The organism is Achromobacter sp. RTa (assembly GCF_000757485.1).
GTDB lineage: Bacteria > Pseudomonadota > Gammaproteobacteria > Burkholderiales > Burkholderiaceae_B > Achromobacter.
Genome location: NZ_JPYO01000023.1, coordinates 74311 through 99143, shown reverse-complemented (window position 1 = coordinate 99143; position 24833 = coordinate 74311). Strand labels below are relative to the sequence as shown.

Annotated in this window: 26 protein-coding genes; 23 read left to right on the top strand and 3 right to left on the bottom strand. The window is 68.3% G+C overall.

The annotated features are described in order from the left end of the window. The first annotated feature begins 88 nt into the window (after positions 1-88). Genes JL37_RS08065 through JL37_RS08055 form a run of 3 tightly spaced genes read left to right on the top strand, consistent with a single transcriptional unit; the run spans position 89 to position 3056 of the window. Positions 89-913, top strand: a complete 825-nt coding sequence (locus tag JL37_RS08065; RefSeq protein WP_043543163.1) for an amidohydrolase — start codon at positions 89-91, stop codon at positions 911-913. 12 nt (positions 914-925) lie between these two features. Next, positions 926-2047 (top strand): NAD(P)/FAD-dependent oxidoreductase, encoded by a 1122-nt coding sequence (locus tag JL37_RS08060; protein ID WP_043543160.1) that lies wholly within the window; start codon positions 926-928, stop codon positions 2045-2047. Between the two features lie 46 nt (positions 2048-2093). After that, on the top strand, positions 2094-3056 hold the full coding sequence (locus JL37_RS08055) for a tripartite tricarboxylate transporter substrate binding protein (RefSeq protein ID WP_043543159.1): 963 nt from the start codon (positions 2094-2096) through the stop codon (positions 3054-3056). 3 nt (positions 3057-3059) lie between these two features. On the opposite strand, the gene JL37_RS08050 is transcribed toward JL37_RS08055, so the two are convergent. Continuing rightward, positions 3060-3926 carry a LysR family transcriptional regulator gene (locus JL37_RS08050; protein WP_043543157.1) on the bottom strand — a complete coding sequence of 289 codons (867 nt, stop codon included), beginning with the start codon at positions 3924-3926 and terminating at the stop codon, positions 3060-3062. Positions 3927-3990: 64 nt separating this feature from the next. Between JL37_RS08050 and JL37_RS08045 the strand changes: the two genes are divergently transcribed. From JL37_RS08045 to JL37_RS08030, 4 genes are read left to right on the top strand one after another with little or no spacing between them, the layout of a single operon-like run. Next, complete coding sequence (locus tag JL37_RS08045) at positions 3991-4695, top strand: RraA family protein (protein ID WP_043543156.1); 705 nt, start codon at positions 3991-3993, stop codon at positions 4693-4695. Continuing rightward, positions 4692-5570, top strand: coding sequence for an NAD(P)-dependent oxidoreductase (locus JL37_RS08040; RefSeq protein ID WP_043543154.1), 879 nt, complete (start codon positions 4692-4694; stop codon positions 5568-5570). The genes JL37_RS08045 and JL37_RS08040 overlap by 4 nt, the downstream gene beginning before the upstream one ends. A 52-nt stretch (positions 5571-5622) precedes the next feature. Continuing rightward, complete coding sequence (locus JL37_RS08035) at positions 5623-6606, top strand: tripartite tricarboxylate transporter substrate binding protein (RefSeq protein ID WP_043543153.1); 984 nt, start codon at positions 5623-5625, stop codon at positions 6604-6606. Then, positions 6603-7496, top strand: a complete 894-nt coding sequence (locus JL37_RS08030; protein WP_052096967.1) for an amidohydrolase — start codon at positions 6603-6605, stop codon at positions 7494-7496. The genes JL37_RS08035 and JL37_RS08030 overlap by 4 nt, the downstream gene beginning before the upstream one ends. Before the next feature lie 13 nt (positions 7497-7509). Here JL37_RS08030 and JL37_RS08025 read toward each other — a convergent pair whose 3' ends face one another. Next, positions 7510-8463 carry a LysR family transcriptional regulator gene (locus JL37_RS08025; protein WP_052096977.1) on the bottom strand — a complete coding sequence of 318 codons (954 nt, stop codon included), beginning with the start codon at positions 8461-8463 and terminating at the stop codon, positions 7510-7512. A gap of 104 nt (positions 8464-8567) precedes the next feature. Between JL37_RS08025 and JL37_RS08020 the strand changes: the two genes are divergently transcribed. The 6 genes from JL37_RS08020 to JL37_RS07995 all read left to right on the top strand — a co-directional run bounded on the left by JL37_RS08020 (position 8568) and on the right by JL37_RS07995 (position 14272). Continuing rightward, positions 8568-9539 (top strand): hydroxyacid dehydrogenase, encoded by a 972-nt coding sequence (locus tag JL37_RS08020; RefSeq protein ID WP_043543152.1) that lies wholly within the window; start codon positions 8568-8570, stop codon positions 9537-9539. A gap of 46 nt (positions 9540-9585) precedes the next feature. Continuing rightward, positions 9586-10284, top strand: a complete 699-nt coding sequence (locus JL37_RS08015; RefSeq protein ID WP_043543151.1) for an RraA family protein — start codon at positions 9586-9588, stop codon at positions 10282-10284. Positions 10285-10361: 77 nt separating this feature from the next. Continuing rightward, a complete protein-coding gene (locus JL37_RS08010; RefSeq protein WP_043543150.1) occupies positions 10362-11351 on the top strand; it encodes a tripartite tricarboxylate transporter substrate binding protein in 990 nt (329 codons plus the stop codon). A gap of 5 nt (positions 11352-11356) precedes the next feature. Next, on the top strand, positions 11357-12394 hold the full coding sequence (locus JL37_RS08005) for a D-isomer specific 2-hydroxyacid dehydrogenase family protein (RefSeq protein ID WP_052096965.1): 1038 nt from the start codon (positions 11357-11359) through the stop codon (positions 12392-12394). Then, entirely contained in the window at positions 12391-13257 is an 867-nt protein-coding gene (locus tag JL37_RS08000; protein WP_052096963.1) for an amidohydrolase family protein, read from the top strand. The genes JL37_RS08005 and JL37_RS08000 overlap by 4 nt, the downstream gene beginning before the upstream one ends. Before the next feature lie 43 nt (positions 13258-13300). Further along, positions 13301-14272 carry a tripartite tricarboxylate transporter substrate binding protein gene (locus JL37_RS07995; RefSeq protein ID WP_043543180.1) on the top strand — a complete coding sequence of 324 codons (972 nt, stop codon included), beginning with the start codon at positions 13301-13303 and terminating at the stop codon, positions 14270-14272. Between the two features lie 66 nt (positions 14273-14338). On the opposite strand, the gene JL37_RS07990 is transcribed toward JL37_RS07995, so the two are convergent. Continuing rightward, positions 14339-15055 (bottom strand): IclR family transcriptional regulator, encoded by a 717-nt coding sequence (locus JL37_RS07990; protein ID WP_043543179.1) that lies wholly within the window; start codon positions 15053-15055, stop codon positions 14339-14341. Positions 15056-15162: 107 nt separating this feature from the next. Here JL37_RS07990 and JL37_RS07985 point away from each other — a divergent pair, with 107 nt between their 5' ends. From JL37_RS07985 to JL37_RS07940, 10 genes are all read left to right on the top strand, one after another. Then, on the top strand, positions 15163-16131 hold the full coding sequence (locus JL37_RS07985) for a tripartite tricarboxylate transporter substrate binding protein (protein ID WP_043543149.1): 969 nt from the start codon (positions 15163-15165) through the stop codon (positions 16129-16131). A gap of 6 nt (positions 16132-16137) precedes the next feature. Continuing rightward, positions 16138-17004: an amidohydrolase gene (locus tag JL37_RS07980; protein ID WP_043543147.1), complete on the top strand. Its 867-nt coding sequence runs from the start codon at positions 16138-16140 to the stop codon at positions 17002-17004. A 23-nt stretch (positions 17005-17027) separates the two neighbouring features. Next, on the top strand, positions 17028-18023 hold the full coding sequence (locus JL37_RS07975; RefSeq protein ID WP_043543145.1) for a tripartite tricarboxylate transporter substrate binding protein: 996 nt from the start codon (positions 17028-17030) through the stop codon (positions 18021-18023). A gap of 35 nt (positions 18024-18058) precedes the next feature. After that, positions 18059-18742: an RraA family protein gene (locus tag JL37_RS07970; protein ID WP_043543143.1), complete on the top strand. Its 684-nt coding sequence runs from the start codon at positions 18059-18061 to the stop codon at positions 18740-18742. Then, a complete protein-coding gene (locus JL37_RS07965) occupies positions 18739-19686 on the top strand; it encodes an NAD(P)-dependent oxidoreductase (RefSeq protein WP_052096958.1) in 948 nt (315 codons plus the stop codon). Before JL37_RS07970 ends, JL37_RS07965 begins: the two co-directional genes overlap by 4 nt. An 11-nt stretch (positions 19687-19697) precedes the next feature. Continuing rightward, complete coding sequence (locus JL37_RS07960; protein ID WP_043543142.1) at positions 19698-20768, top strand: cyclase family protein; 1071 nt, start codon at positions 19698-19700, stop codon at positions 20766-20768. A 74-nt stretch (positions 20769-20842) separates the two neighbouring features. Next, a complete protein-coding gene (locus JL37_RS07955) occupies positions 20843-21793 on the top strand; it encodes a tripartite tricarboxylate transporter substrate binding protein (protein WP_043543140.1) in 951 nt (316 codons plus the stop codon). 43 nt (positions 21794-21836) lie between these two features. Further along, complete coding sequence (locus tag JL37_RS07950) at positions 21837-22796, top strand: tripartite tricarboxylate transporter substrate binding protein (RefSeq protein WP_052096956.1); 960 nt, start codon at positions 21837-21839, stop codon at positions 22794-22796. Positions 22797-22821: 25 nt separating this feature from the next. Further along, positions 22822-23820: a tripartite tricarboxylate transporter substrate binding protein gene (locus tag JL37_RS07945; protein WP_052096975.1), complete on the top strand. Its 999-nt coding sequence runs from the start codon at positions 22822-22824 to the stop codon at positions 23818-23820. A 16-nt stretch (positions 23821-23836) separates the two neighbouring features. Beyond that, entirely contained in the window at positions 23837-24760 is a 924-nt protein-coding gene (locus JL37_RS07940) for an SMP-30/gluconolactonase/LRE family protein (RefSeq protein ID WP_043543139.1), read from the top strand. Positions 24761-24833: the final 73 nt, after the last annotated feature.

Genomic DNA, 24833 nt, shown 5'->3' with positions numbered 1-24833 from the left:
ATACTCAGCAATACTTTTCTTTTGCTGAGATACGATTTTCTCGTTCCAAGACTCCCCACCGCCGCAAGGCGGCGCGAGGCCACAAAGAATGAACGAGACAATCCCCCTCTTGCCGTTGCCCGCGGACGCCTGCGACGCGCATCTGCATCTATACAACCCGGCGCTGATCGCCGCGCCGGCCGCGCCCAATCCGCTGGCCGGCTGCGATGCCGGGCGTTATCGCACCGTGCGCGAATCCATGGGGTTGCGCCGCGCCGTCGTCGTGACGCCGGCCCCTCATGGCGATGACAACCGCGTCACCCTGGACGCCATCCAGGCGCTGGGCGCGAGCCATACGCGGGGGGTAGCGGTTGTCTATCCCGAGGTTGCCGACGCCGAGCTCCAGCGCCTGCATGCGGGCGGCATCCGCGGCATCCGCTACACCATCGCCATTCCCAAGACCGCCGTCACGCGGATCGCTACCCTGCCGGCCTTGGCGCCGCGCCTCGATGCGCTCGGCTGGCACGCGCAATTGCACATGACGCCGGCGCAGATCGTCGAAAATCGCGACCTGCTGATGGCGCTGCCCTGCCCCCTGGTGTTCGACCATATGGCGCGCCTGGCCAATACGGACGCGGACGATCCGGCCTGGAACATCGTCGAATCGCTGCTGCGATCGGGGAAGACCTGGGTCAAGCTCTCCGGCCACTATCTTGCACGGGATGCCGCCACGGCGCGCGCCACCGCCGGCCGGCTGGCCGCGCTGGCGCCCGAGCGCCTGGTGTGGGGCTCGGACTGGCCGCACCCGACCGAGATGCCCTCGCCGCCCGACACGCGCGACACCGTCGCCGCCCTGCACGATTGGCTGCCCGATGCCGCGCTGCGCCGGCGAGTGCTGGTGGACAATCCGGCGCGGCTCTACGGCTTCGCCTAGGCGGAACGCGGCATGGAACATATCGATTGCGTCGTGATCGGCGCCGGCGTCGTGGGCCTGGCCATCGCGCGGGAGCTGGCCGCCAGCGGCCGCGAGGTCGTCATCCTGGAGGAAGAGAACGCCTTCGGCACGCACACCAGTTCGCGCAATTCTGAAGTAATGCACGCGGGAATCTCGTATCCCGCCGGAACCTGGAAGGCGCGCCTTTGCCGCCCGGGAAACACCATGCTGGCGCGCTACTGCGCGGAACATGGCATCGCTCACCAGAGGCCGGGAAAACTGCTTCTGGCCGTGGACGCCGAGGAAGAGGACAAACTGGATCTGTACCTGTCGCAGGCGCGCGCCAGCGGCGTCGATGACCTGCGCCCGGTGTCGCAGGGCGAATTGCGGGAGATCGAGCCCGCGCTGACCGGCCGCAAGGCGTTGTTTTCGCCATCGACCGGCATCATCGACGCGCACGGCCTCATGCTGAGCCTGCTGGGCGAGGCCCAGCAACACGGCGCGGCGTTGGCCTTGTGCAGTCCCGTGATGGCAGGACGGGCGACCTCCGGCGGCATCGAGCTGGAGATCGGCGGCGCGCAGGCCATGCGCGTCCGGGCGTCCCTGGTGATCAACGCCGCCGGCCTTCGAGCCGCGGATATCGCCGCTTCCATCGACGGCATCGCGCGGCAGGCGGTACCCAGGGTGCATTACGCCGTCGGGCATTACTTCACCTTGCGCGGCCCCAGCCCGTTCAAGCATCTGGTCTATCCCGTGGCGCGCTCGAGCTGGCAACGGGTGCACGTGACGCTGGATCTGGCCGGCCAATGCAAATTCGGCCCGGACCTGCAGTGGCGCGACCAGGTGGATTACCGGTTCGACGAGACCCGCGCCGCGGACTTCTACCGCGGCGTCCGGCGCTACTACCCCGCGCTGGCCGACGGCGACCTGGTGCCGGGCTATACGGGCATACGTCCGCGACTGGCCGGACCGGACGAGCCGCTCACCCTGAGCAATGGAGATTTCTGCTTTCAGACGGCGCGCGAGCATGGCGTGTCCGGCCTGATCAACCTGCTGGGCATCGAATCGCCAGGCTTGACGTCCTGCCTGGCGATCGCCAGGCAGGTCCGCCTGCTTGCCCAGTCCGCTGATTGAAGCGCCCGCATCAGAGGCGCCACCCGCCCCATAGGAGACAACCGCTATGAACCGCATTTCCCGGCTTGCCCAAAGCTTGCTGCTTACCGCCCTGCTGCCCCTTGGAGCCCAGGCCGCCTGGCCGGACCAACCCATCCGCCTGGTGGTGCCCTATGCCGCTGGCGGCGGCGCCGACAATGTCGCTCGCGCCGTCGCCGGCAAGCTCGGCGAACGCCTGGGCCAATCCATTGTGGTCGAAAACCGCCCCGGCGCGGGCGGCACCATCGCCGAAGGCATGGTGGCCCGGGCCGCGCCGGATGGCTACACCGTTCTCTACGACACCTTCACTTACGCGGTGAACAGCTCCCTGCGCAAGCTCAGCTTCGACCCCGCCCGGGACTTGTCGCCGATCGCGATGGTGGCGACCGCGCCGATGATCTTCGTGGTGAATCCGGCGGTGAAAGCCCAGAACATCGGCGAATTCCTGACGCTGGCCAAGACGCCGGGCAACAACGTTTCGTATGCCTCCTTCGGCGTCGGCAGTTCGGCGCACCTGGCCACGGAAATGCTGGCGCGCGACGCCGGCGTCAGCATGCTGCACATTCCCTACAAGGGCGGCGCGCCCGCGCTGGTCGACGTGGTCGGCGGCCAGGTCAATGCCTACTTCGCCAACGCGTCCTCCGGCCTGCCCTACGTGCGCAATGGCCAGCTGCGGGCGCTGGCCGTGTCGTCGGCCACGCGGCTGGGCACGCTGCCCGACGTTCCGACCGTGGCCGAGAGCGGCTTTCCAGGATTTGAAGTGCTGGACTGGCACGGCATCTTCCTGCCGGCGAAGACGCCTGATGCGATCAAGCAGAAACTGGCCGACGCCGTGCGCGCCGCAGTGACCGATCCGGAGGTCGTCGAGCGCCTGAAGGGCCTCGGCATTGCCGCAAGCACCATGGAGCCTGCGGGATTCGGCGGCTTCATCGAAGGGCAGATGGCGCGCTGGTCGGCCCTGATCAAAGACCGCCAGATCGCGTTGGAGTGAGCATCAATGCAAGGCTTCGCTGAAGGCGCGCTGCACGGCCTGTATCCGGCGGTTCTCGCTATCCGCCCGGCGGCACACCAGCACGATGTCGCGGCGCGCGCGAGCCCGGTCGAGGGAGATCTGCCTGAAGGGATAAGCCCGCGCAAGTTCGGGCCTGGGCGTCGGGATCACCGAAACGCCGAGCCCGTCGGCCACGCAGGCAATGATGGCGTCGGTGCCTGGCAGCTCCAGGATCGGCCGCTTGCCGGGCACCACGCTCTCGACATAGGCGGCGGCGATCCGCCCGCCGGTCGCGCCACGGTCGAAGCGGATCCATTCGTGCTGGCGCAGCAGCGCTTCGGCCGAATTGCCCCGGCTGTCGGGCGGCGAAACCAGCACGAAGCCTTCGGAGTAAAGCGGCAGCCAATGCATGCGGCTGGAGCCCCCGCGCTCGGGGCGCACCAGGATGGCGAGGTCCAGGCGGCCGGCCTTGACCTCCTGCAGCAGGAATTGCGAGACGCCGCGCGTGATCTGCGCCTCGATGCCGGGCGCAAAGGCGCGCAGCCGCCGTATGGCCTTGGGCAGCACGGAAATCATGGCGGATTCGATTATGCCCACCCGCACATGCCCTTCGACCGCGATGTGATCCTGCAGACGCAGGCTGTCGACGCGGTTCAGGGTTTCGGTCACGGCCGCGGCAACCTGGCGCGCGAAGTCGGTCGGCCGCACGTGGCGCGCCGAGCGGTCGAACAGCGGACGCCCGAAGTAGGCCTCCAGCTGGCGCATCTGCAGGCCGATGGCGCTGGCGGTCAGGTTGACCACGGGCGCCGCTGCGGCGTACGAGCCCTCGCGGATGACGACTTCCAGCGTATGTAGAGCATTCAGTTTCATAAGTGGCAACCCGGCACGCGCACAGCTTCATTGACGTGCCCTATTTTATTTTTCGAGGTAGCAAATGTCCAAAGTCGGCTTTCGTGTTTTCAAGAAGATCCATCGCGCGCCGCGCGAACTCGTAGAGGGTTTCCGCGAGATTCCCGTCGCCAACATCGGCGATGTCGTCGGCCGCATGTTCTGCCTGGATGCGCGCATCCGCCCCATGAACAAGGCGCCCCTGCTGGGCACCGCGTTCACGGTGCGCGCCCGCCCCGGCTGCAACCTGATGCTGCACCACGCCATCGACGCGGCCCAACCCGGCGACGTGATCCTGGTTGAAGACCAGGGCGACCTCACCAATGCGATTTCGGGCGAGAACATGATGCTGTGGGCCGCCCGCCGCCAGATCGCCGGCGTGGTGGTCGACGGCGCAATGCGCGACGCGGACAGCATCGGCGAAATGGCCTTTCCAGTCTATGCGCGAGGCATCACGCCCCGCGGTCCGCACAAGTCCGGACCCGGCGAGATCAACGTGCCGATTTCCTGCGGCGGCGTGGTCGTCAATCCGGGCGACATCGTCGTCGGCGACGCCGACGGCGTGATCGTGATCGCCCGCCACGAGGCCTCCTCGGTGCTGGAAGACGCGCGCAAGAAGCTGGCGCAGGAAATCCGCACGCGCCAGGAAATCGAGGACGGGACCTGGAACCGCAAGGCCTACGACGAGGCCGCGCTGGCCGCACTGGGTTGCGAGATCATCGACGCCGCTTACGGGGAGCAGCAGCAATGAGCGCGCCGCGCATCGGTTTCATCGGCATGGGCGAGGCCGTGTTCCACATCGCCAAGGGCTTGCGTGATGACGGCCTCTCCGGCATCCAGGCGTACGACAAGATGTGGAACGTCGCGCCGCAGTCGGAACTGGTCGGCCGCCGCGCGCAGGAAGCCGGCGTGGCGCTGGCGCCCAGCCTGCAGGCCCTGGTCGAAGGCGTGGACATCGTCATCTGCGCGGTAAGCGCCAGCCTGGCGGTTTCCCTGGCGCGCGAGTGCCTCCCGTGGCTGCGCCCGGACCAGATCTATGCCGATTTCAATTCGGCCGGACCGCAGACCAAGATCGAGATCGCCGAGCTGGTCGCTCCGTCCGGCGCCCGTTTCGTCGACGGGGCCATCATGGGCACCGTGCCGGGCCTGGGCCATAAGGTGCCCACGCTGATCTGCGGCGCGGGCGCGCCGGCGCTGGCCGCCGCGCTCCAGCCATACGGCATGGAGCTCAGCGTTCTTGAAGGCGATGCCGGCCGCGCATCGGCCTCGAAGATGCTGCGCAGCATTTTCATGAAGGGTGTCGTGGCCCTGTTGCTGGAAACCGTGCTGGCAGGCCATCGCTACGGCCTCGAAGACGACTTGCTGCAATCCATCGCCGACACCTTCGCCAACGGCTCCTTCCATGACATCGCCAACGGCTTGATGGCGCGCGGCGTCATCCACGCCGAACGGCGCGCCCACGAAATGGAGGAAGTGGTGGCGACCCTGCGCGCCGCCAAGGTCGACGCAACCATGTCGGAAGCGACGCACGCGAAGCTGCTTGCCATTGCCGCCGCAGGCTACAAGCAACACTTCGGCGGTGTCGCGCCCAAGGATTTCCACGAAATTTTCCAGGTCGCTTATTGACCGGCCAGGGGCCTGCCGCAGGCCCCTGGCAACAACTATCCAGGAGACAACCATGCAATCCCTGAGCATCGTGCGCCGGCTTGCCGCCAGCGCACTGTTGGCCGCTGCCGTTCTGCCCGGCCTGGCCGCGGCCGCTGGCTACCCCGAGCGCCCCATCACCATGATCGTGCCGTTTGCGCCGGGGGGCAACGTCGACGCCACCGCCCGGGCGCTGGGACCGGTACTGGCCAAGCAGCTGGGCCAGGCCGTGGTCATCGACAACCGCGCCGGAGCCGGCGGCACCATTGGCAGCGCCCTCGTCGCGCGCGCGCCCGCCGACGGCTACACGCTCATGGTGGGCAGCACGGCGACCAACGCCACCGCGCCCGCCTTCATGAACGCCAGCTACGACCCCGTCAAGGACTTTACTTCGCTGGGCGCGATCAGCGTCACGCCTTCGGTCATCGTCGTCGCCGCCGGCAGCCCCGTCAAGACTTACGCTGAACTGCTCACGCTCAGCCATGCCCGCGCCACGGGCCTCAACATGGGTTCGCCCGGCACCGGCTCGCTCAACCATCTCACCACCGAATTGCTGGAGCAGAAGACCGGACTCAACGCCACCCATATTCCGTACAAGGGCGCCGGCCCCGCGCTGACCGATCTGATGGGCGGCCAGCTGGACGCCATGGTCGACCAGCTGAGTTCCTCCAGCCCCCTCATCTCCTCCGGCCGTCTGCGCGCGATCGCGCAGACCGGCGCCGCCCGTTCCCCTCTCCTGCCGGATGTGCCCACGCTGCACGAACAGCAAGTTCATGAGGTCGACGTGGCCGTCTACACCGGCCTCTTCGCCCCGGCCAGGCTGCCGGCCGAGGTGCAGGCCACGCTGGTGCAGGCCCTGCAGCAAGCCCTGCAAAGCCCGGAATTCCTTGAGCGCCTGAAAGCCCAGGGATCCGAGCCGATGCCGATGAGCCAGACGGAGTTCGCGGACTTCGTTTCCGCGGAAGCCGCGCGCTGGCGCAACGTGATCCAGAGCACCGGGCTGGCGGGCAAGGGATGACCGCATCCACGGGCCACCCTCCATCCTTCTTCGGGCCTCCCGCGGCAGGCCCGGTCTGCGATTGCCACCTGCACATCTACGACCCGGCCTTTCCCTATAAGCCGGACGCGGCCCTGCGGCCGCCACCGGCCACGGCCGCCACCTACCGGGCTGTGCGCGATGCCCAGGGTGTCCGGCGCAGCGTCATCGTGCAGCCGACCACCTATGGATACGACAATCGCTGCACCCTGGACGCCGTCGCCCGCCTCGGCATGGAGAATGCCAGGGCCGTGGCCGTGGTGCCGGCCACGGTCAGCGACGAGGAGCTGTTCAGGCTCGACCAGGGCGGCTGCCGCGGCGTGCGCATCAACGCGCTGCGCGGCGCGTTGCTGGACACGGAAGCCGCCGGCGCCCTGGCGCGGCGCATCGCGCCCCTGGGCTGGCACCTGCAACTGCACGTCGAGGGCGCGGCGCTGCCAGCGCTATCGCCCTGGCTGCGCGCGCTGCCCGTGCCCGTGGTGCTGGACCACATGGGTCGGTTGAATCCGGCGCAGGATCCGAAGAGCCCTCCCTGGCGAGCCTTGCGTGTCTTGCTGAACGAAGCGCAGATCTGGGTAAAGCTGTCCGCGCCCTATTTGCTGGATCCCGACGGCGCGCCCGGCTATCGCGCACTCGCCCCCTTGGCGGAAATCCTGCTGGAAACCGCGCCACAGCGCCTGCTGTGGGGCTCGGACTGGCCTCACCCCGGCTGGCACGCGCAAGGCCGCCCGCCGTTGGACGAAGCCGCGCTTCATGATTGGGCCTGGCGGCATCTCGACCGTAGCGACGTCGCGCGCAAGGTGCTGATCGACAACCCCGCGCGCCTATATGGGTTCACCGATGCGCCGGGCGGGTCTCCTGCCGGCGCGTAGCAGCGGTGGCCCGCTACGGCGAGGCGCCATCGCCGGCGGCCTCGCTGGTCTCTTCGATGACCGCATTCACGAACAACCGCGCCCCGTTGGTCTTGAAGATCGACAACACCCGCTGCGCCGCCGGAGACAGATAGCCGTCCTTGCGATAGGTGGCTCCCAGGGTCCGGCTCAGGGTCGTGGCGGGCAACGGCAATTCCCGCAGCATCCGGCCCTGGTGCAGCGCCAGCGTGTGGCGCGACACGAAACTGAGCAGATCGGTCTTGGCGATCAGACGAGGCAAGAGCGGCAGGGCGCTGGTCTCGATCTGTACCCGCGGGCGCGCGAGGCCACGCCCCACGAAGACCGAATCCAGCCATTGGCGGCTGGGCACGGAAGGGCTGGGCAGGGCCCAGGCGAATTCCAGCAGCGATTCCAGCGTCACCTTCCTGCGGCGGAAAATGGCGTGCCCGCGACGGGCCGCCACCACCACTTCGTCGTTGACGATGGGCACCGTGACCAGATCCGGATCGCCGGCGGCGGTGAGGCCGATGAGGATGTCGATGCTGCCGTCCTTCAACTGATTGCGCAACGCGGAAGTCGGGCCGATCGAGATCTCGATGGTGAGGTCCGGGCACTCGGCCAAGGCCAGGTCGCAAAGCTCGGGCAGGAGATGGTCCGCCGCGATCGGGCCGCTGGCCAATCGGATGTGGCCGGCCCTGCCCCCGGCAAACTCGCTGATCTCGCGTATGACCTCGCTGGCGTTCTCGCGCAGCATCTTCGCGCGCTGGCGCAACACCTCGCCCACCGGCGTCAGGCGGATGCCTCGGCCGGTGCGCTCGAAAAGCGGGCTGCCAACGGCCGCCTCCAGGCGGTCGATGCACTTGGTCAAGGCGGGCTGGCTGCGCGCCAGCCGCTCCGCCGCCCGCCCCAAATGCTGCATTTCGGCCAGGACTTCGAAATAGCGCAGGTCCCTGAGACTGATCTCCATCACCGCCAATCCATAACTCAAAGTGAACGAACCATAATTATTATCGAATAGACGGTTATTGGTTTGGTCCTCAGTATGGAGTGCCGCAACGAAATTCCCACGTGATGTCCCACACCGTATTCGTCACCGCGCCCAAGCTGCATCCGGCTGGCGTCGCCGTCCTTGAACAGCACGGCGCCCGCATCCTCTACCTCTCGCAGCCGGACTCTGCGGAAGAGGTCGAGCGCACCATGGCCGCCGAACCCGTCGATGCCGTCATTTCCCGCACCGCGCCCCTGAGCGCGGCCGCCATCGCGGCCTGCCCCAGCCTGAAGGTCATTTCCAAGCATGGCGTGGGCGTAAGCAATATCGACGTGGCGGCCGCCACGGCGCGCCGGGTGCCGGTGTATGTCACGCCTGGCGCCAATGCGGCATCGGTCGCCGAAATGGCTATCGGCCTGATGATTGCGGCCGCCCGCCGCATCCCCTTGATGGACCGCGCCTTGCGCAGCGGACAATGGCGCCGGCTGCAAGATGGCCGCCAACTGAACGGAGCGACGCTGGGCTTGCTGGGCTACGGCCAGATCGGGCAATGCGTGGCCCGCGCCGCGCGAGCGCTCGGCATGCGCGTGCTCGCCCACGATCCCTCCTTCCCCGCGCCCAATCCCGTGCCGGACGTCGAGCGCGTCGACAGCCTGGACGCGCTGCTATCCAGATCCGATGTGCTCAGCCTGCATGTGCCCTTGAATGCCGCGACGCGCGGCCTGCTCGACTCGAAGCGGCTTGCTGCCCTGCCGGCAGGCGCCATTCTGGTGAACACCGCGCGCGGCGAGGTCGTGGACGAGGCGGCGCTGGTCGAAGCGCTGCGCAGCGGCCGCCTGCATTCCGCCGGCCTGGACACGATGGTGATCGAACCGCTGCCTGCCGACAGCCCTCTGCTTACGCTGGAGAACGTCGTGCTGACTCCCCATGTCGGCGGCTCCACGCCCGCCGCGCTGGCGGGCATGGCCGAAGGCGCCGCCCGCAACGTCATGGGGATGCTGACCGGCGATGCGCCCGGCGTCGAGCGCTGCGTCAATCCCCAGGTTTTCCGTTGACCGGCGTGGCCCGGTCTCTCCCGTTCATTTTTCAAGGATGCCCAGCATGAATACCGCCGTCGCCGCGGATTGGCCGCCCGGCTATCGCATCAACCCCAACCCCGCCAGGATCGATCCCGCCCTGGTCGAGGCCTTCAGCACGCTGCCCGTCTCCGCAATCGGTGACGCCATGAGCCGCAACATCGGCACCATCGGCCTGCGCCAATACCATGCCAGGCTCGAAACCGTAATGGCGGGCCAGGCGCTGACCGTGCGCGTGCGCCCGGGCGACAACCTGATGATCCACAAGGCGTTGATGATGGCCCAGCCCGGCGACGTGCTGGTCATCGACGGCGGCGGCGACGTCTCGCAGGCGCTGGTGGGCGGCTTGATGCGCACCACCTGCGTGACCCGTTCCGTGGCCGGCCTGGTCATCGACGGCGCGATCCGCGACCTGTGCGAATGGGCCGAGGACGGCATGCCCATCTTCGCGCGCGGCCATGCCCACCGCGGCCCGAGCAAGGATGGCCCCGGCGAGATCAACGTGCCCGTGGCGGTGGCCGGCCTGGCCGTCATGCCGGGAGACCTTATCGTCGGCGACGCCGATGGCGTGATCGCCATTCCGGCCGCGGAACTTCCCTCGGTACTGGAAAAAACGCGCGCGCATCTGGCCAAGGAAGCCCAGATCCGCGAAACCAACCGCGCCGGCACGGCCGACCCCGAACGTTTCAACGCCATCCTGCGGGCCAAGGGGCTGCCGATCTGACGGCCGGCCCTCGCACGCAATACCCGCCGCGGGCGCCACGCCCGCGGCGGCGATAACAACAACTCCAGGGAGACAACATGCATACCATGTCCCGCCGCGCATTCCTGACCTCCACGGCCTTCGCCCTGGCGGCGGGTCCGGCGCGGCTCATTGCCGCGACCGAGGCCTGGCCCGCCCGGCCCCTCACCCTGATCGTCGCGTTTGCGCCCGGCGGATTCACCGATGTCGCCGCGCGGCTGATCGCGAGCAAGCTCGCGACCGAGCTGGGACAGCCCATCGTCGTCGAAAACCGCGCCGGGGCGGCCGGCGTCATCGGCACCCAGGCGGCGGCCCGCGCCGCGCCCGATGGCTACACCCTGCTGCTGGGCACGATCAGCACGCACGCCATCAACGCCAGCCTGTACAAATCACTGCCTTACGACCCGGTAAAGGATTTCACGCCGGTCTCCGGTGTCGCCAGCGGACCGCTGGTGCTGGTCGTCAATCCGGACATGAACGTCAAGACGGTTGCCGAACTGATCGAGAAATGCCGCGCGGCGCCAGGCAAGTTCACGTATGGCTCGGGCGGCCCCGGCACCACCAGCCATCTCGCTGCCGAGATGTTCAAGTCCATGGCCAAGATAGACGTGCTGCACGTGCCGTACCGCAGTCCTTCGATGGCGACCACGGGCTTGCTGGGCAAACAGGTGGACATGATGTTCGACACCATTCCCGCCACGATCAGCAACGTCAAGGCCGGCAAGATCATCGCGCTGGGCATCAGCGGCGCGCCCGGCGCCGGCAAGATCGTCGACATGAAGCTTCCGGACGTAAGCGCCACCCTGCCCGGCTTCGACGCCAATACCTGGGTCGGCATGTTTGCTCCGGCGGCAACGCCCGCCGCCATCGTGCAGACGGCCGACGACGCCATCCGGCGGTCGCTGGCCGATCCGGCCCTGGTCTCCCGCCTGGCGGAAATCGGCATGCTGCCCTTCAGCAGTCCTTCGGCGGACTTCGCCCAATACATCGAGACCGACACGCAGAGATGGGGCGAACTCATCCGGAAGAACGGCATTTCCATGGACTGAAGCAAATGGATCGACTCAGGGTATTTCTGACCTACACGGACGACGAGTTCGACAGTTACTACAGCGAAGCCGGCCTGGCGGCGCTGCAAGCCTGCGCCGACGTAGTCCGCAACAGGACGGGACGCGTGCTGGCAGGACGCGAACTGGCCGAGGCCAGCGCCGGTTGCCAGGTGATCATCGCGCACCGTTCCGTCGCGGGCAGCCGCGATACTTTCGAACACGCCCCCAGCTTGATGGCATTTCTGCGCGGCGCCGTGGACATCAGCACGATCGACGTGCCCGCAGCCTCGGACCACGGGATCCTGGTGACCCGCGCAAGCACGGGTTTCGGCACGGCCGTGGCCGAGCTTGCACTGGCGATGATCTTCGATCTGGCGCGCGGCATTTCCCGGACCCGCCACGCCTATGCCCAAGGACAAACTCCCGTGGTGGCCAAGTCCCGGGAGATCGCCGGCACGCGGCTGGGCATACTCGGATACGGCCGCATCGGACGGCAGCTCGCCGCCCACGCCGGCGCGCTCGGCATGTCCGTGCGGATCCACGACCCCTATGTTTCGCCCGAAGAGCTGGGACGGAACGCCGCTTCGTTCGAGGCGCTGCTGGCCGGCTCCGACTATGTCGTCTGCCTGGCCCCCTCCACCCCGCAGACCGAGAATCTGATGAACCGGGCCGCGTTCGCGTTGATGAAACCGGACGCCTGCTTCCTCAACCTGGCGCGCGGCGAACTCGTGGATGAGGATGCGCTGCTTGACGCCCTGGACCAGGGCCGTTTGCGCGGGGCGGGGTTGGACGTCGGCCGCGCCGCCGACCAGAAGCCGTCCGCCCGCTTCGAAAACCGTCCGGACGTGGTGCTGATGCCGCACGTCGGCGGCATGACCGTGCAAGCGCGCGAACACCAGACGATGGATACCGTGCGCCAGGTCGCCGCGCTGGCTGCCGGGCGCTGGCCCGAAGGCGCCGTCAATCCGCTGCATGCCTTCCGGGCCGCCAAGGTACTGAAGACTCCCTACACGCCCCAATGCCAGGAAAAACCAAGTCCATGACGACAGCCCCGTGGTCCGGCGGAACCGATCCCGCCCGCCATCGCCTGCCCGAGGGCAGCGTGGACTGCCATCACCACATCTACGACACGCGCTTCGCCTACCACCCCGACGCGGATTTCAGGCCGCCGGATGCGACGGTGAGGCAATACCTCCAGTTGCGCGAACGGCTAGGCGTCAGCCGCAGCGTGGTGGTGCAACCGTCCAGCTACGGCACCGACAACGCCTGCCTGGGCGAGGCGCTCGCCGCGTTCGGCGAGCAGGCGCGCGGGGTGGCCGTCATCGACGACGCTACGCCCGTGGCGGAACTGCGTCGCCTGCATGCTCTGGGCGTGCGCGGCATACGCTTCAACTTCGCCCGGCCCGCAGGCGCCGGAATAGACCGCATGCAGGCCTTGGCGGCGAAGGTCGCGGATCTGGGCTGGCATGTGCAAGTCCATGCCCTGGGGCGCGACTACCCGGCGCTCGAAACGCATCTCGCGGCGTTGCCCGTTGCATTGGTCATCGATCACATGGGCCGCATTCCCCACCCGGATGCGCTTGCCCATCCCGCCTGGCCTGTGCTGCGCAGGCTGGTCGACCGGGGACGAACGTGGATCAAGCTCTCGGGCCTGAACCACGACAGCCGCGACGCAGCCTATGCGGACGCGGGCGAACTGTTGAAGAGCTGGATCGCCGCGGCGCCGCAACGCATGTTGTGGGGAACCGACTGGCCGCATGTCTCGGTGATCGCCAACCCCGACAAGGCGTTGCCGGACGATGCCCGCATCCAGGATCTCATCCATGACTGGATGAAGGACGCCCCTACCCGGCGAAAGATCTTCGTCGACAACCCCTGCGAGCTCTATGGCTTCGCGCGCCCCTGACGCCGGCCGCCCGCCGCGCATGGCCAAATATCCGGAGACAAACATGATTCGGCAACTCTTCCTCGGCGCCCTCCTGTGTTCGGGCGTCGGAACCGCTGCGCTGGCGCAGACTTCCTATCCGGAGCGGCCCGTCACGATCGTGGCGCCGTTCGCCCCCGGAGGAAACACCGACTTCGTCATCCGCTCGGTGTCGGAGCTGCTCGCCAAATCCCTCGGCAAGCCCGTCATCGTCGAAAACCGCGCCGGCGCCGGCGGCGTGATCGGCACCGCCTACGTCGCGCACGCCAAGCCCGACGGCTATACCCTGCTCCTGGCCAGCACGGGCACCAACGCCATGGCCAACGCCGTCAGCAAGCGTATCGCCTACGACGGGGTCAAGAGCTTCACCGTCCTGGGAGGCCTGACAACCAACCCGGCCGTGCTGACCATATCCACGCAGAATCCCGCGAACGATTTCGCCGGGTTCAAGGCCTATGCGCAGCACAAGGAAGGCGGCGTCAGCCTGGGCACCGCCGGAGTCGGATCCTTCACGCACCTCGCGGCGGAAATGCTGCGCACCGCGGGTGGGCTGCCGATGACGCCGGTTGCCTACAAAGGCACCGGCCCGGCCGCCACCGACCTGATGGGGCACACCATCGATGGCATGGTCGACCAGATCACCACGGCGCTCCCCCTGATCCGGGAAGGGCGCGTCAAGGCAATCGCGCAACTGGGGCAGACGCGTTCGCCGCTGCTGCCCGATGTGCCCACCATCGCGGAACAAGGCGTGAACGGCGCCGAGGCCACCCTGTACACCGGCGTGTTCGGTCCGGCGGGCCTCGATCCTGCCGTCGCGGCCAAGCTGAGCGCGGCATTGCAAGAAGCGCTGCGCGATCCCGCGCTGCAAAAGCGCTATCGCGACATGGGAGCAGAACCCTGGATGCAGGACCAGGCGGCGTTCCAACGCCATGTCGACGCGGAGGCCGCGCATTGGGTCGAAGCCGCGCGCAAGAGCAATGTCAGCATCGACGACTGAACATTGAGGTAAGTGGGCCCGCGGGGCGCCGCTCCGCGTTGCCAATGCCCCGCCCGGCCCCCCGCACTACCCTTGCCCAACGCCCATCATCGAGCGCGACAGCCGGCTGGCCGCGGCCAGGATCGACTCCTTGTGCCCGAGAAGCACCGCCTCGGTGAGACGAGAGAGCGGGCCTGAAATGCAGATCGCCCCCTGCAGTGTCCAGTTGATGCCATACACCGGGGCGGAGATGCTCGAAACCTCTGCGTCGCGTTCGCCCAGCGAAATCATGTAGCCGGCGCGGCGTATCGATTCGTAGGGTTCACCGGCTTCTCCGGAGAACGCGAGCAGGACCCGGCCCGGGCTGCCCAATTCCAACGGCAGCGCGGCGCCCACACGCACATGGTGGCGGATGGACTTGGGGCCTTCGACACGCGCCATGCAGATACGCTGCTTGCCCTCGCGCACATAGAACGTCGCGCTTTCGCCGGTGGCGATCGACAGCTCGCGCAGCACGGGCTGCACCACCTCCACGATATTGAACGTGGCCTGGTAGCAGGCGCCCAGCCAGCCTGCGGCGCGCGCCAGGCGCCACGTGCCGTCCGGCCGTTGCGCCAGGTAGTCGTCCATTGCCAGCGTGCGCGCCAGCCTCAATACGGTGGAACGGTGGCACCCCGTGCGCCGGCTCAGTTCGGCCAGGGTCAGGTGCGCATCGTCCACGCCGAAAGCCTCGAGGATTTTCATCGCGCGGCGCACCGCCACCACGCCTTCTTCCGCAGGGGATTCGTCTGAATCCGGAGTCATATCGTCGATCATGGTACGGAACGTGTTTCGTTGTACGAACTTGCATTGTATTCCTCGGAACACGCATCCACAATGCTTCCACCAAAAACAAGGATCGGAGACAAACCATGAAGCAGATCGCGCGCATCTTGTCGGGCCTGGCCCTGATGTGCATGGCGGGCCTGAGCGCGGCTCAGGGCTATCCCAACAAACCCATCCGGCTGATCGTCCCGTTCCCGCCCGGCGGCGGCACCGACGTGCTGGCGCGCGAAGCCGCGCTCAAGGTGGCGACCAACACCGGCTGGAACATCGTCACGGAAAACCGGCCGGGTTCGGGCGGCAATATCGGCGTGGATGCAGTGGCCAAGTCGGCGCCGGACGGCTATTCGCTGGTGCTGGGACAGACCAGCAACCTGGCGATCAATCCCACCCTCTATGCCAAGCTGCCCTATGACCCCGAAAAAGACCTGACCGCCATCGGCCTGGTCGCCGATGCGCCGCTGGTGATCGTGGTGCCGGCCAACTCGCCGCTGAAGTCCTTCGACGACATGATTGCCGCCGCCAAGGCCAAGCCGGGCGCCCTGAACTTCGCCAGTTCGGGCAACGGCACCGTGGCGCACCTGGCCGCGGTGCAATTGCAGAACGCCGCGGGCATCAAGCTCACCCATATTCCCTACAAGGGCGCGGCGCAGGCTTCCAACGACCTGATCGGCGGCCAGATCGACATGTACCTGTCGTCGGTGCCCACGCTCATCGGCCACGTGCGCAACGGCAAGATGCGGGCGCTGGCCGTGACCTCCGCGCAGCGCGTGCCTGACATGCCGGACGTGCCTACCATCGCCGAGCGGGGCTTCCCCGGCTTCGAAGCGGTCACCTGGTTCGGTCTGGCCGCGCCCGCCGGCACCCCGCAAGACGTCGTGCAGCGCCTGAATGCCGAATTCAACAAGGCGCTGCAGGCCAAGGACCTGAGCGTGAAGTACCAGGAACAGGGCGCGCGCGTGCTCACCAGCACGCCGGAGGAATTCGCCAAGCTGATCCACGACGACCGCATCCGCTGGGGCAAGATCGTCAAGGACTCGGGCGCGAAGGTCGAGTGATCCGCCATGCAGGCCCGCTATCCCTATTCCAGCGGTGACTCGCGGCCGGCCATCGCCGTCCCGGCCGGCGCGTGCGATTGCCACGTCCACGCCTATGACGCGCGCTACCCGGCCGTGGCCGGCGCAAAACTGCTGCCGCCGGATGCGTCGATGCCGCAGTACCGCGGCATCCAGGCCCGGCTGGGAACGCAGCGCGCCGTATTGGTCACTCCATCGACCTATGGCGCCGACAACCGCGCCATGCTCGATGGCCTGGAGCAGCTGGGCGAGCATGGGCGCGGCGTGGCCGTGATCGACGGCACCGAAAGCGATGCGCAGCTTCGAGCCCTGCGCGACGCCGGCGTGCGCGGCATCCGGTTCAATCTTTCGCTGGGCGTGACCAGCTCCGCCGATCAGATCCTGCCTTTGGCGGCCCGCATCGCGCCGCTGGGCTGGCACGTGCAATTGCTGATGGCGCCCGATCACCTGACCGCCATGGCGCCGGCGCTGTCCGACCTGGCCGTGCCCATCGTGTTCGACCACATGGCGCGTATCGCCCCGCATCAGGCCGGCGCGCATCCGGCCCACGCGTTGGTGCTGCGCCTGCTCGAGCGCGGCCGCGCATGGGTCAAGCTGTCCGGCGGCTACATCGTCAGCGCCCGGCATTCCATCGAAGACACCGCTCTCGATGCCCTGGCGCGCAGCTATCTCGACGCCAATCCCGAACGCGTCGTGTGGGGCAGCGACTGGCCCCACGCCTCCGCGTCGTCGGGCATGCAGCCCATGCCGGATGACGCGCGCCAGCTCGACCGGCTGGCCGACTGGACCGGCAGCGCCCGGCTGCGCCAGGTCCTCGTCCACAACCCGGCAGCCCTCTACGGCTTTCCGGCATGAAAAGCACACCACGGAGACACCCCATGCAAGCCCCATCCACCCTCTCCCGCCGCAGCTTCCTGGCCGCAACCGCGGCGCTGACCGCGAGCGCCGCCTTCGGCGTGCGCGCCGCGCAGGAATGGCCCGCCGGCAAGGCCATCACCTGGGTGGTGCCCTACCCGGCCGGCGGCAGCACCGACGTGCTGGGCCGCGCCATCGCCCAGCAGCTCGACGCCCTGCTGTCCACTCGCGTGATCGTCGACAACCGCCCCGGCGCCACCGGCACCATCGGCGCGGCCCGCGTGGCGCGCGCCGAAGCGGACGGCCTGACCCTGCTGGGCACGTTCATCGGACCGCAGGCGATCGCGCCGCACGTGATGGGCAAGCTGACCTACGACCCCGTGGCCGATTTTGCGCCCGTGATCATGATCGGCACCATCCCCCATCTGCTGGTCGTGGGCAAGGAGCAGCCCTTCAAGACGGTAGCCGAACTGGTCGCGGCGGCGAAGAAGGCGCCGGAAAGCCTGGCCTACGCCTCGGGCGGCACCGGCACCATCCTGCACATGCAGGGCGAGCTCCTGCAGCAGAAAACCGGCGCGCGCTTCCTGCACGTTCCCTACAAGGGCGACACGCCCGCGCTGCAGGACACGCTGGCCGGCCAGGTCCAGTTCGCATTCATTCCCGCCGCGGCCGCGCTGCCGCACGTGCAGACCGGCGCGCTGCGCGCCCTCGCCGCTACGTCCGCGCAACGCCTGTCCGCGCTCCCGGACGTGCCGACCATGGCGGAAGCCGGTTTCGACGATTTCGTGGTCGAGCAATGGCAGGCCGTGTTCGCGCCGGCGGCGACGCCCGCTCCCGTGATCGATCGGCTCAACGCGGATATCGGCCGCGCGCTGCAGAGCTCCGCGCTCGTCGCGCTGGCCCAGCAGCTTGGCATCACGCTGGCCGGCGGCACGCCGCAGGCGCTGGATCAGACCCGCAAGGCGGACTTCGACAAATGGGGCAAGGTCATCCGCGATGCTGGCATCAAGCCGGCCTGACCTCATCGATTCTCTACTCCGAACAGGAAACACTCATGGCCAATCAGGACATCATCAAGGACTTCCCCCGTGTCAGCGCCGACATCGTGCGCCGCGCCGCGGAACTGCAACCCGCCATCCTGGCCGACGTGGCCGGCCGGCGCGGCGCGCTCAACGGCCGCGTCCGTCCCCTGCATCCCGGCATGAAGGTGGCCGGCACGGCGCTGACGGTCGAAGTGCGCCCGGGCGACAACCTCATGATTCACGCCGCGATTTCGCTGGCCAAGCCGGGCGACGTGCTGGTCATCGACGGCAAGGGCGACCTCAGCTCGGCGTTGATGGGCACCATCATGATGAACGCCTGCCGCAAGCTGGGCATCGCCGGCGTGGTGATGGATGGCGCCGCCCGCGACACGGTCGAAATCATCGAGATGGACTATCCGGTGTTTGCAGCCGGCACCAATCCCAACGGCCCGACCAAGAACGTGCCCGGCCGCATCGGCCACCCGGTGTCGGTGGGCGGCGTGACCGTCCATTCCGGCGACTTCGTCATCGGCGACGCCGACGGCGTGGTGGTGGTCGAGCGCGAAAAGATCGAGGGCTTGCTGCCCGCCGCCGAGAAAAAGGTGCGCGACGAGGCCGCGCGCATCGCCGCCATCCAGGCAGGCGACACGGAAGCCAAGTGGCTCAACGCAGCCCTGCGCGCAGCCGGCGTCCTGAAGGAAGGGGAAACGCTGTGAGTGCCGCCGCCACGGACAAGCCCGTCATTGTCGTAACCGCGGCAGACCTTGCGCCGGAAGCGCTGGCGCTGCTGCAGGACTACGAACTGGCCTTCGCCGGTAAAACCCCCACCGAAGAGGGCATCGTGACGCTGTGCCGCGAGCGCAATCCGGTCGCCATCATCGTGCGATACAGCAAGATTGGGGCCGCAGCGATGGACGCCGCCCCCGCATTGCGCGTGATATCCAAGCACGGCAGCGGCACCGACACCATCGACAAGGCCGCCGCCGCCGAGCGCGGCATCCAGGTCGTCGCCGCCGTGGGCGTGAACGCCGCCGCCGTGGCGGAACAGGCCCTGGCGCTGCTCCTGGCCTGCGCCAAATCGGTGGTGGGGCTGGACGAGCGCATGCGCGCGGGCCACTGGGACAAATCCACCCACAAGAGCCTGGAGCTGGGCGGCAAGACCATCGGCCTGGTCGGCCTGGGCGCCATCGGCCAGCGCATGGCCGCCATGGCGCACGCGCTGAACATGCGGGTGATCGGCTTCGATCCGTACGCGAAGGACCTGCCCGATTACATCGAAAGCGTGCCTCTGGACGCCATCTGGCGCGAAGCCGACGCGGTGTCGCTGCATTGCCCGCTCACCGACGAAAACCGCGGCATGGTCAACGCCGCGACGCTGGCGCAATGCAAGCCCGGCGTAATCCTGGTGAACACGGCGCGCGGCGGCCTGGTCGACGAGGAAGCGCTGTTGCAAGCAGTGCGTTCGGGCCAGGTGCAGGCCGCCGGCCTGGACAGCTTCGCGGTCGAACCCATGACCGCCGGCCATCCGTTCCAGCAGGAGCCGCGCATCATCCTGAGCCCCCATATCGGCGGCGTGACCAGCGCGGCCTACGTCAACATGGGCGTGGCCGCGGCGCGCAACGTGCTTGACGTGCTGGCCCGCGCCCGGGCGCAGGCCTGAGGAGGCGCGCCATGGCGCAACGATGGAAGCACGCGCCCGCCGGCAGCAACTGGGGCGAGTTCGGCCCCGACGACCAACGCGGCCGCATGAACCTGGTGGACCGCGCCAAGGTGCTGCAAGGCATCGCCGAGGTCCGCGAAGGGCTGACGTTCTGCCTTTCGCTGCCGCTGGACGTGCCGGGCGGCATGGCGCTGAATCCGCGGCGCCTGCCGCCGCAACGCTACGCCACGCTGCGCGACGGCAAGAGCGCCGGAGTCCAGGGCTTCTGCTGGTCGTATGCGTCCGAAGACCCGCTGCTCACCGACGTGGTGTGCGACGACGTGCTGCTGATGAATACGCAGTATTCGACCCAATGGGACAGCCTGGCGCACATGGGCAGCCGCTTCGACGCCGACGGCGACGGCGAGGCCGAGGCGGTGTTCTACAACGGCTTTCGCGCCGGCGCCGAGATCCGCGCAGCGGGCGAAGACGCGCAAGCGCCGGCGGACTGGGCCCGCTTTCCCGGCCCTGTGGCGGGCGCCCTGGGCATCGAACAGCTGGCCGAGCACGGCGTACAGGGCCGCGCCGTGCTGGTCGACCTGGAGGCACACGTCGGCCGCACGCGGACCGCGGTCGGCTATGACGCCTTGATGCGGATCCTGGATACCGACGGCGTGCGGATAGAAGCCGGAGACATGGTGTGCCTGCACACCGGCTTCGGCGACACGCTGATGGCGATGGACCGCCGGCCCGATGTCGCGCGGCTGCATGCCACGGGCAGCGGCCTGGACGGCCATGACGAACGCCTGTTGCGGTGGATCGTGGATTCGCGCCTCGCCTGCCTCATCGCCGACAACCCGGCGGTGGAGCTGGTGCAGCCGGTCAGCCTGCGCGGCGCCGCCATCCCGCTGCGCCGCCCGCGCCTGCCCTTGCACGAGCATTGCCTGTTCAAGAACGGCATCCACCTGGGCGAGCTCTGGTGGCTGACGCCCCTGGCGCGCTGGCTGCGCGCGCACGGACGCCACCGCTTCCTGCTGACCGCGCCGCCGCTGCGGCTGCCCGGCGCGGCGGGCTCGCCCGCCACTCCCATAGCCACCGTCTGACCCCCCCAACCATTTAGCCCATCGGGCGCAGCAGCCGGCACAGGCTGCGCGCCTACCCAACGAGGAGACACTTCGTGAAACGCATCCGCCTCCTGCCCGCCGTTCTGGCGTTCTGCGCCGGCGCAGCCGCGGCCCAATACCCCGACCGTCCTCTCAGGCTGGTCGTTCCCTATTCCGCCGGCGGCGCCGCCGACGCCCAGGCCCGCCTGGTGGCGCAGAAGCTGGGCGCCCGGCTGGGCCAGGCCGTGGTGGTCGAGAACAAGCCCGGCGCCAGCGGCTCCATCGGTGCGGCCAGCGTGGCGCATGCCGCGGCCGACGGCTACACGCTGCTTTACGACGCAACCGCATTCGCCATCAATCCGTCGCTCTACAAGAAGCTCAGCTACGACAGCCGGCGCGACTTCCAGCCGGTGTCGCTGGTCAGCCTGACGCCGAATCTGCTGGTGGTGCAGGCCCAAGCGCCCTACCAGCGCATCCAAGACCTCACCGACGCCGCGCGCAAGGGCCACCTGACCTTCGGCACGCCGGGCCAAGGCACGGCGCAGCATATCGCCGCGGCCTGGTATGCGCAGGGCAACAAGCTGGAACTCACGCACGTGCCCTACAAGGGCGGCGCGCCGGCGCTGACCGATCTGATGGGCGGCCAGATCGACATGATGTTCAGCAACATGGCGGCTTCCTACCCCCTGGTCAAGAGCGGCAAGCTGCGCGCGCTGGCGGTGACCTCGCCCAAACGCGTGGACGCCCTGCCCGAACTGCCCACCGTGGCGGAAAGCGGCGTGCCCCAGTACTCGGTCTACGAATGGAACGGCGTATTGGCGCCCGCCGGCTTGCCGGCCGACGTGGCGGCACGCATCGAACGGGAGTTGCGCGCCACGCTGCAGGACCCGGCGCTGCGCCACAGCCTGCAGGAACTCGGCGCCCAGCCAGTCGGTTCGACGGCCGCCGAATTCCAGACCTTCCTGGACGAGCAGATGGAGCGCTCGGCCCACATCCTTGCCGAAGCCGGCATCCACAAAGAATGACGCGGCGCCCAGCCGCGCGAACCCAGGCATACGGAGACCTGCCATGAAATCAAAACTGTCCGCCCTGGCCGCCCTGCTGCTTGCAGCCGGCGCCGCCCACGCCGCCTATCCCGAGCGTCCCGTGCGCGTGGTCGTCGGCTTCTCGCCCGGCGGCCCCACCGATGTGGTCGCGCGCGCCTTCGCCTCGTATGCGTCGCAGGCGCTGGGCCAGACCTTCGTCGTGGAGAATCGGCCCGGCGCCAACACCATCCTCGCGGCCGAAGCCGTGGCCAAGTCTGCGCCCGACGGCTACACGCTGTTGTTCGGCGCCACCAACCACACCATGATCCCGGCGCTCTACGCCGACCGAGTCAAGTTCGACGCCCTCAAATCCTTCACGCCTCTATGCGCCGTGGCGGTCAGCCCCACGGTGCTCGTGACCGGCCCGGCCCTGAAGGTGGGCACGCTGGACGCCTTCCTTGCCCGCGCGCGCGCCGAGCCAGGCCGGCTCACCTATGCAACGCCGGGCACCGGCAGCTCCGGCCATTTCGCCACGGAGCAGTTCCTGCGCCAGACCCGCATCAGCATGAACCATATCCCGTACAAAGGCGCGGCGCAGGCCATCGCCGACCTGATGGGCGGCCAGGTCGACAGCTCGCTGGCGACACTGGGCTCGGTGCTGCCGCAAGTGCAATCCGGCAAGCTCACGGCCCTGGCCGTGGCCACGCCCAAGCGCCTGCCGCAATTGCCCCAGGTGCCGACCTTCGATGAGGCCGGCGTGCCCGGATACACCGCCGACGCCTGGTATGGCGTGCTGGCGCCTGCCGGCCTGCCGCCGGACGTGCGGTCCCGCCTGGAGGAAACGGCGCGGGGATTTTCGCAGGCCGACGCCACCGCCAAGAGCCTGGACGCCCTGGGCATGCAGCCGCGCCAGACCTGCGGCGACGCATTCACCGCCCAGCTTTCCAACGAAATCGATACCTACCGCAAGCTGGCCCGGGAACTGGGCCTCAAGGCCGACTGATTCTTGCACGACAATGGAGGAAGACATGACCTACCGTATTCGAACCTCGCCCGCCGTCCGGTGCGCAACGCTGGCGCTTGCCGCCGCCCTGCCCCTGCTTGCCTGCGGCATCGCCCAGGCCGCGGACGCCTGGCCCAGCCGCCCGGTGCGCGTGGTGGTGCCCTACGGCCCCGGCGGCGCAGTCGACGTGGCGACGCGCAAGATGGCGCAGATGCTGTCTACGCAGACCGGCCAGAGCTTTGTCGTGGAGAACAAGCCCGGCGCCACCGGCACGATCGGCGTTAGCCAGGTCGCCCGCGCCGCGCCCGACGGCTACACCCTGGTGGCGAACGACACGACCTATTCGCTGCTGCCCCACATCTTCAAGCAGCTGCCCTTCGATCCCGCAAAGGACCTGCAGCCCATCTCCGCCTTCGTGTTCGCGCCGATGGCACTGGCCGTATCGAACGACAGCCCCTATCGCAAACTGGACGACCTGATCGCCCAGGCGCGCGCCAAGCCCGACACCATCACCTATGGTTCCGGCGGCCCCGGTACCACGCCCCATTTCGCCGCCGAAGGCCTGGCGCTGGCAACGAACGTGAAGTTCATGCACGTGCCTTTCAAGGGCGCGGCCGAAGCCACGCAGGCCGTGCTGGGCAAGGTGATCGACTTCCAGTTCGCTTCCACCACGGGCGTCATGGGTCCGGTGCAAGGCGGGCAGTTGCGCCTGCTGGCGGTAAGCGGCGACAAACGCCTGGCCGTGTTGCCGGACGTGCCGACCTTCGCCGAGGCTGGCGTGAAGGATTTCGGCGTGGTCAACTGGACGGGCCTGTGGGCGCCCAAAGGCACGCCGCCGGAAGTCACGGAACGCCTGCAGCGCGAGATCGCCAAGGCCATGGCCTCGGAAGAAATGCAATCCTTCGCAACCAAGATGGGCGCCGAACCGCGGGCAGCCGATGCCGCCGAGTTCGGCCGCATCCTGGCCGACAGCAGCGTGATGTGGGGCAACGTCGCCCGCAGCATCGGCTACGACGCCAAATAGGCTTCAAGGAGACGCCATGTTCTTGTTGCAGGCGCCCGCGATGGCGCAATTCGATGTCTGGTCGCCCATGCCCGAGCGCTTCCGCCGTCCCGAACGCAGCGATTGGGCGGACGCCAACCGTGGCGGCGTGCCCGTCGACTCGTTTCTGGAAGGCCCCGTGTTCGACCGGGAGGGCAACCTGTACGTGTCCGACATCCCCTGGGGCCGCGTGTTCCGCATAGGCCCGGATCGCGAATGGTCGCTCGTGGCCGAGTACGACGGCGAGCCCAACGGCATGAAGTTCTTGGACGACGGCAGGCTTCTGATCACCGATTACAAGAACGGCCTGATGGCGCTGGACGTCGCGAGCGGCCGGGTCTCCCCTTACCTGGCCCGCCGCAACAGCGAGCGCTTCAAAGGCGTGAACGACCTGATCTTCGACGCCCAGGGCAATCTGTACTTCACCGACCAGGGCCAGAGCGGCCTGCACGACCCCACCGGCCGGCTGTATCGCCTGCGGCCCGATGGCCAGCTCGACTGCCTGCTCCACAACGTGCCCAGCCCCAACGGCGTGGCCCTGTCGCCCGATGGCAAGGTGCTGTACCTGGCGGTGACGCGCGGCAATTGCGTGTGGCGCGTACCGCTGATGGCCGACGGCAGCGTCAGCAAAGTGAGCCAGTTCTTCACGTCGTACGGCCCCAGCGGGCCGGACGGCCTGGCCGTGGACCGCGAGGGCAATCTGCTGGTCTGCAATCCCGGACTGGGCTACGTGTGGCTGCTCAACCACCGTGCCGAGCCGCTTAACGTCTGGCGCAGCCCCCTGGGCGCGTCGACCACCAACCTTGCCTTTGGCGGCGACGACCGCCGCACGGTGTACTGCACCGAGTCGGTGTCGGGCGCCATCCTGTGCGCGCGAGCCCCACATCCCGGACTGGCATTGATCCAACCGGAATTGCGCTAGGGCCTGTCACCCTGCAAGGCGCCTTGATAGGCCCCGATGATGGGCTGCCAAGGCGCGAAGCGCAGCCGCGGCG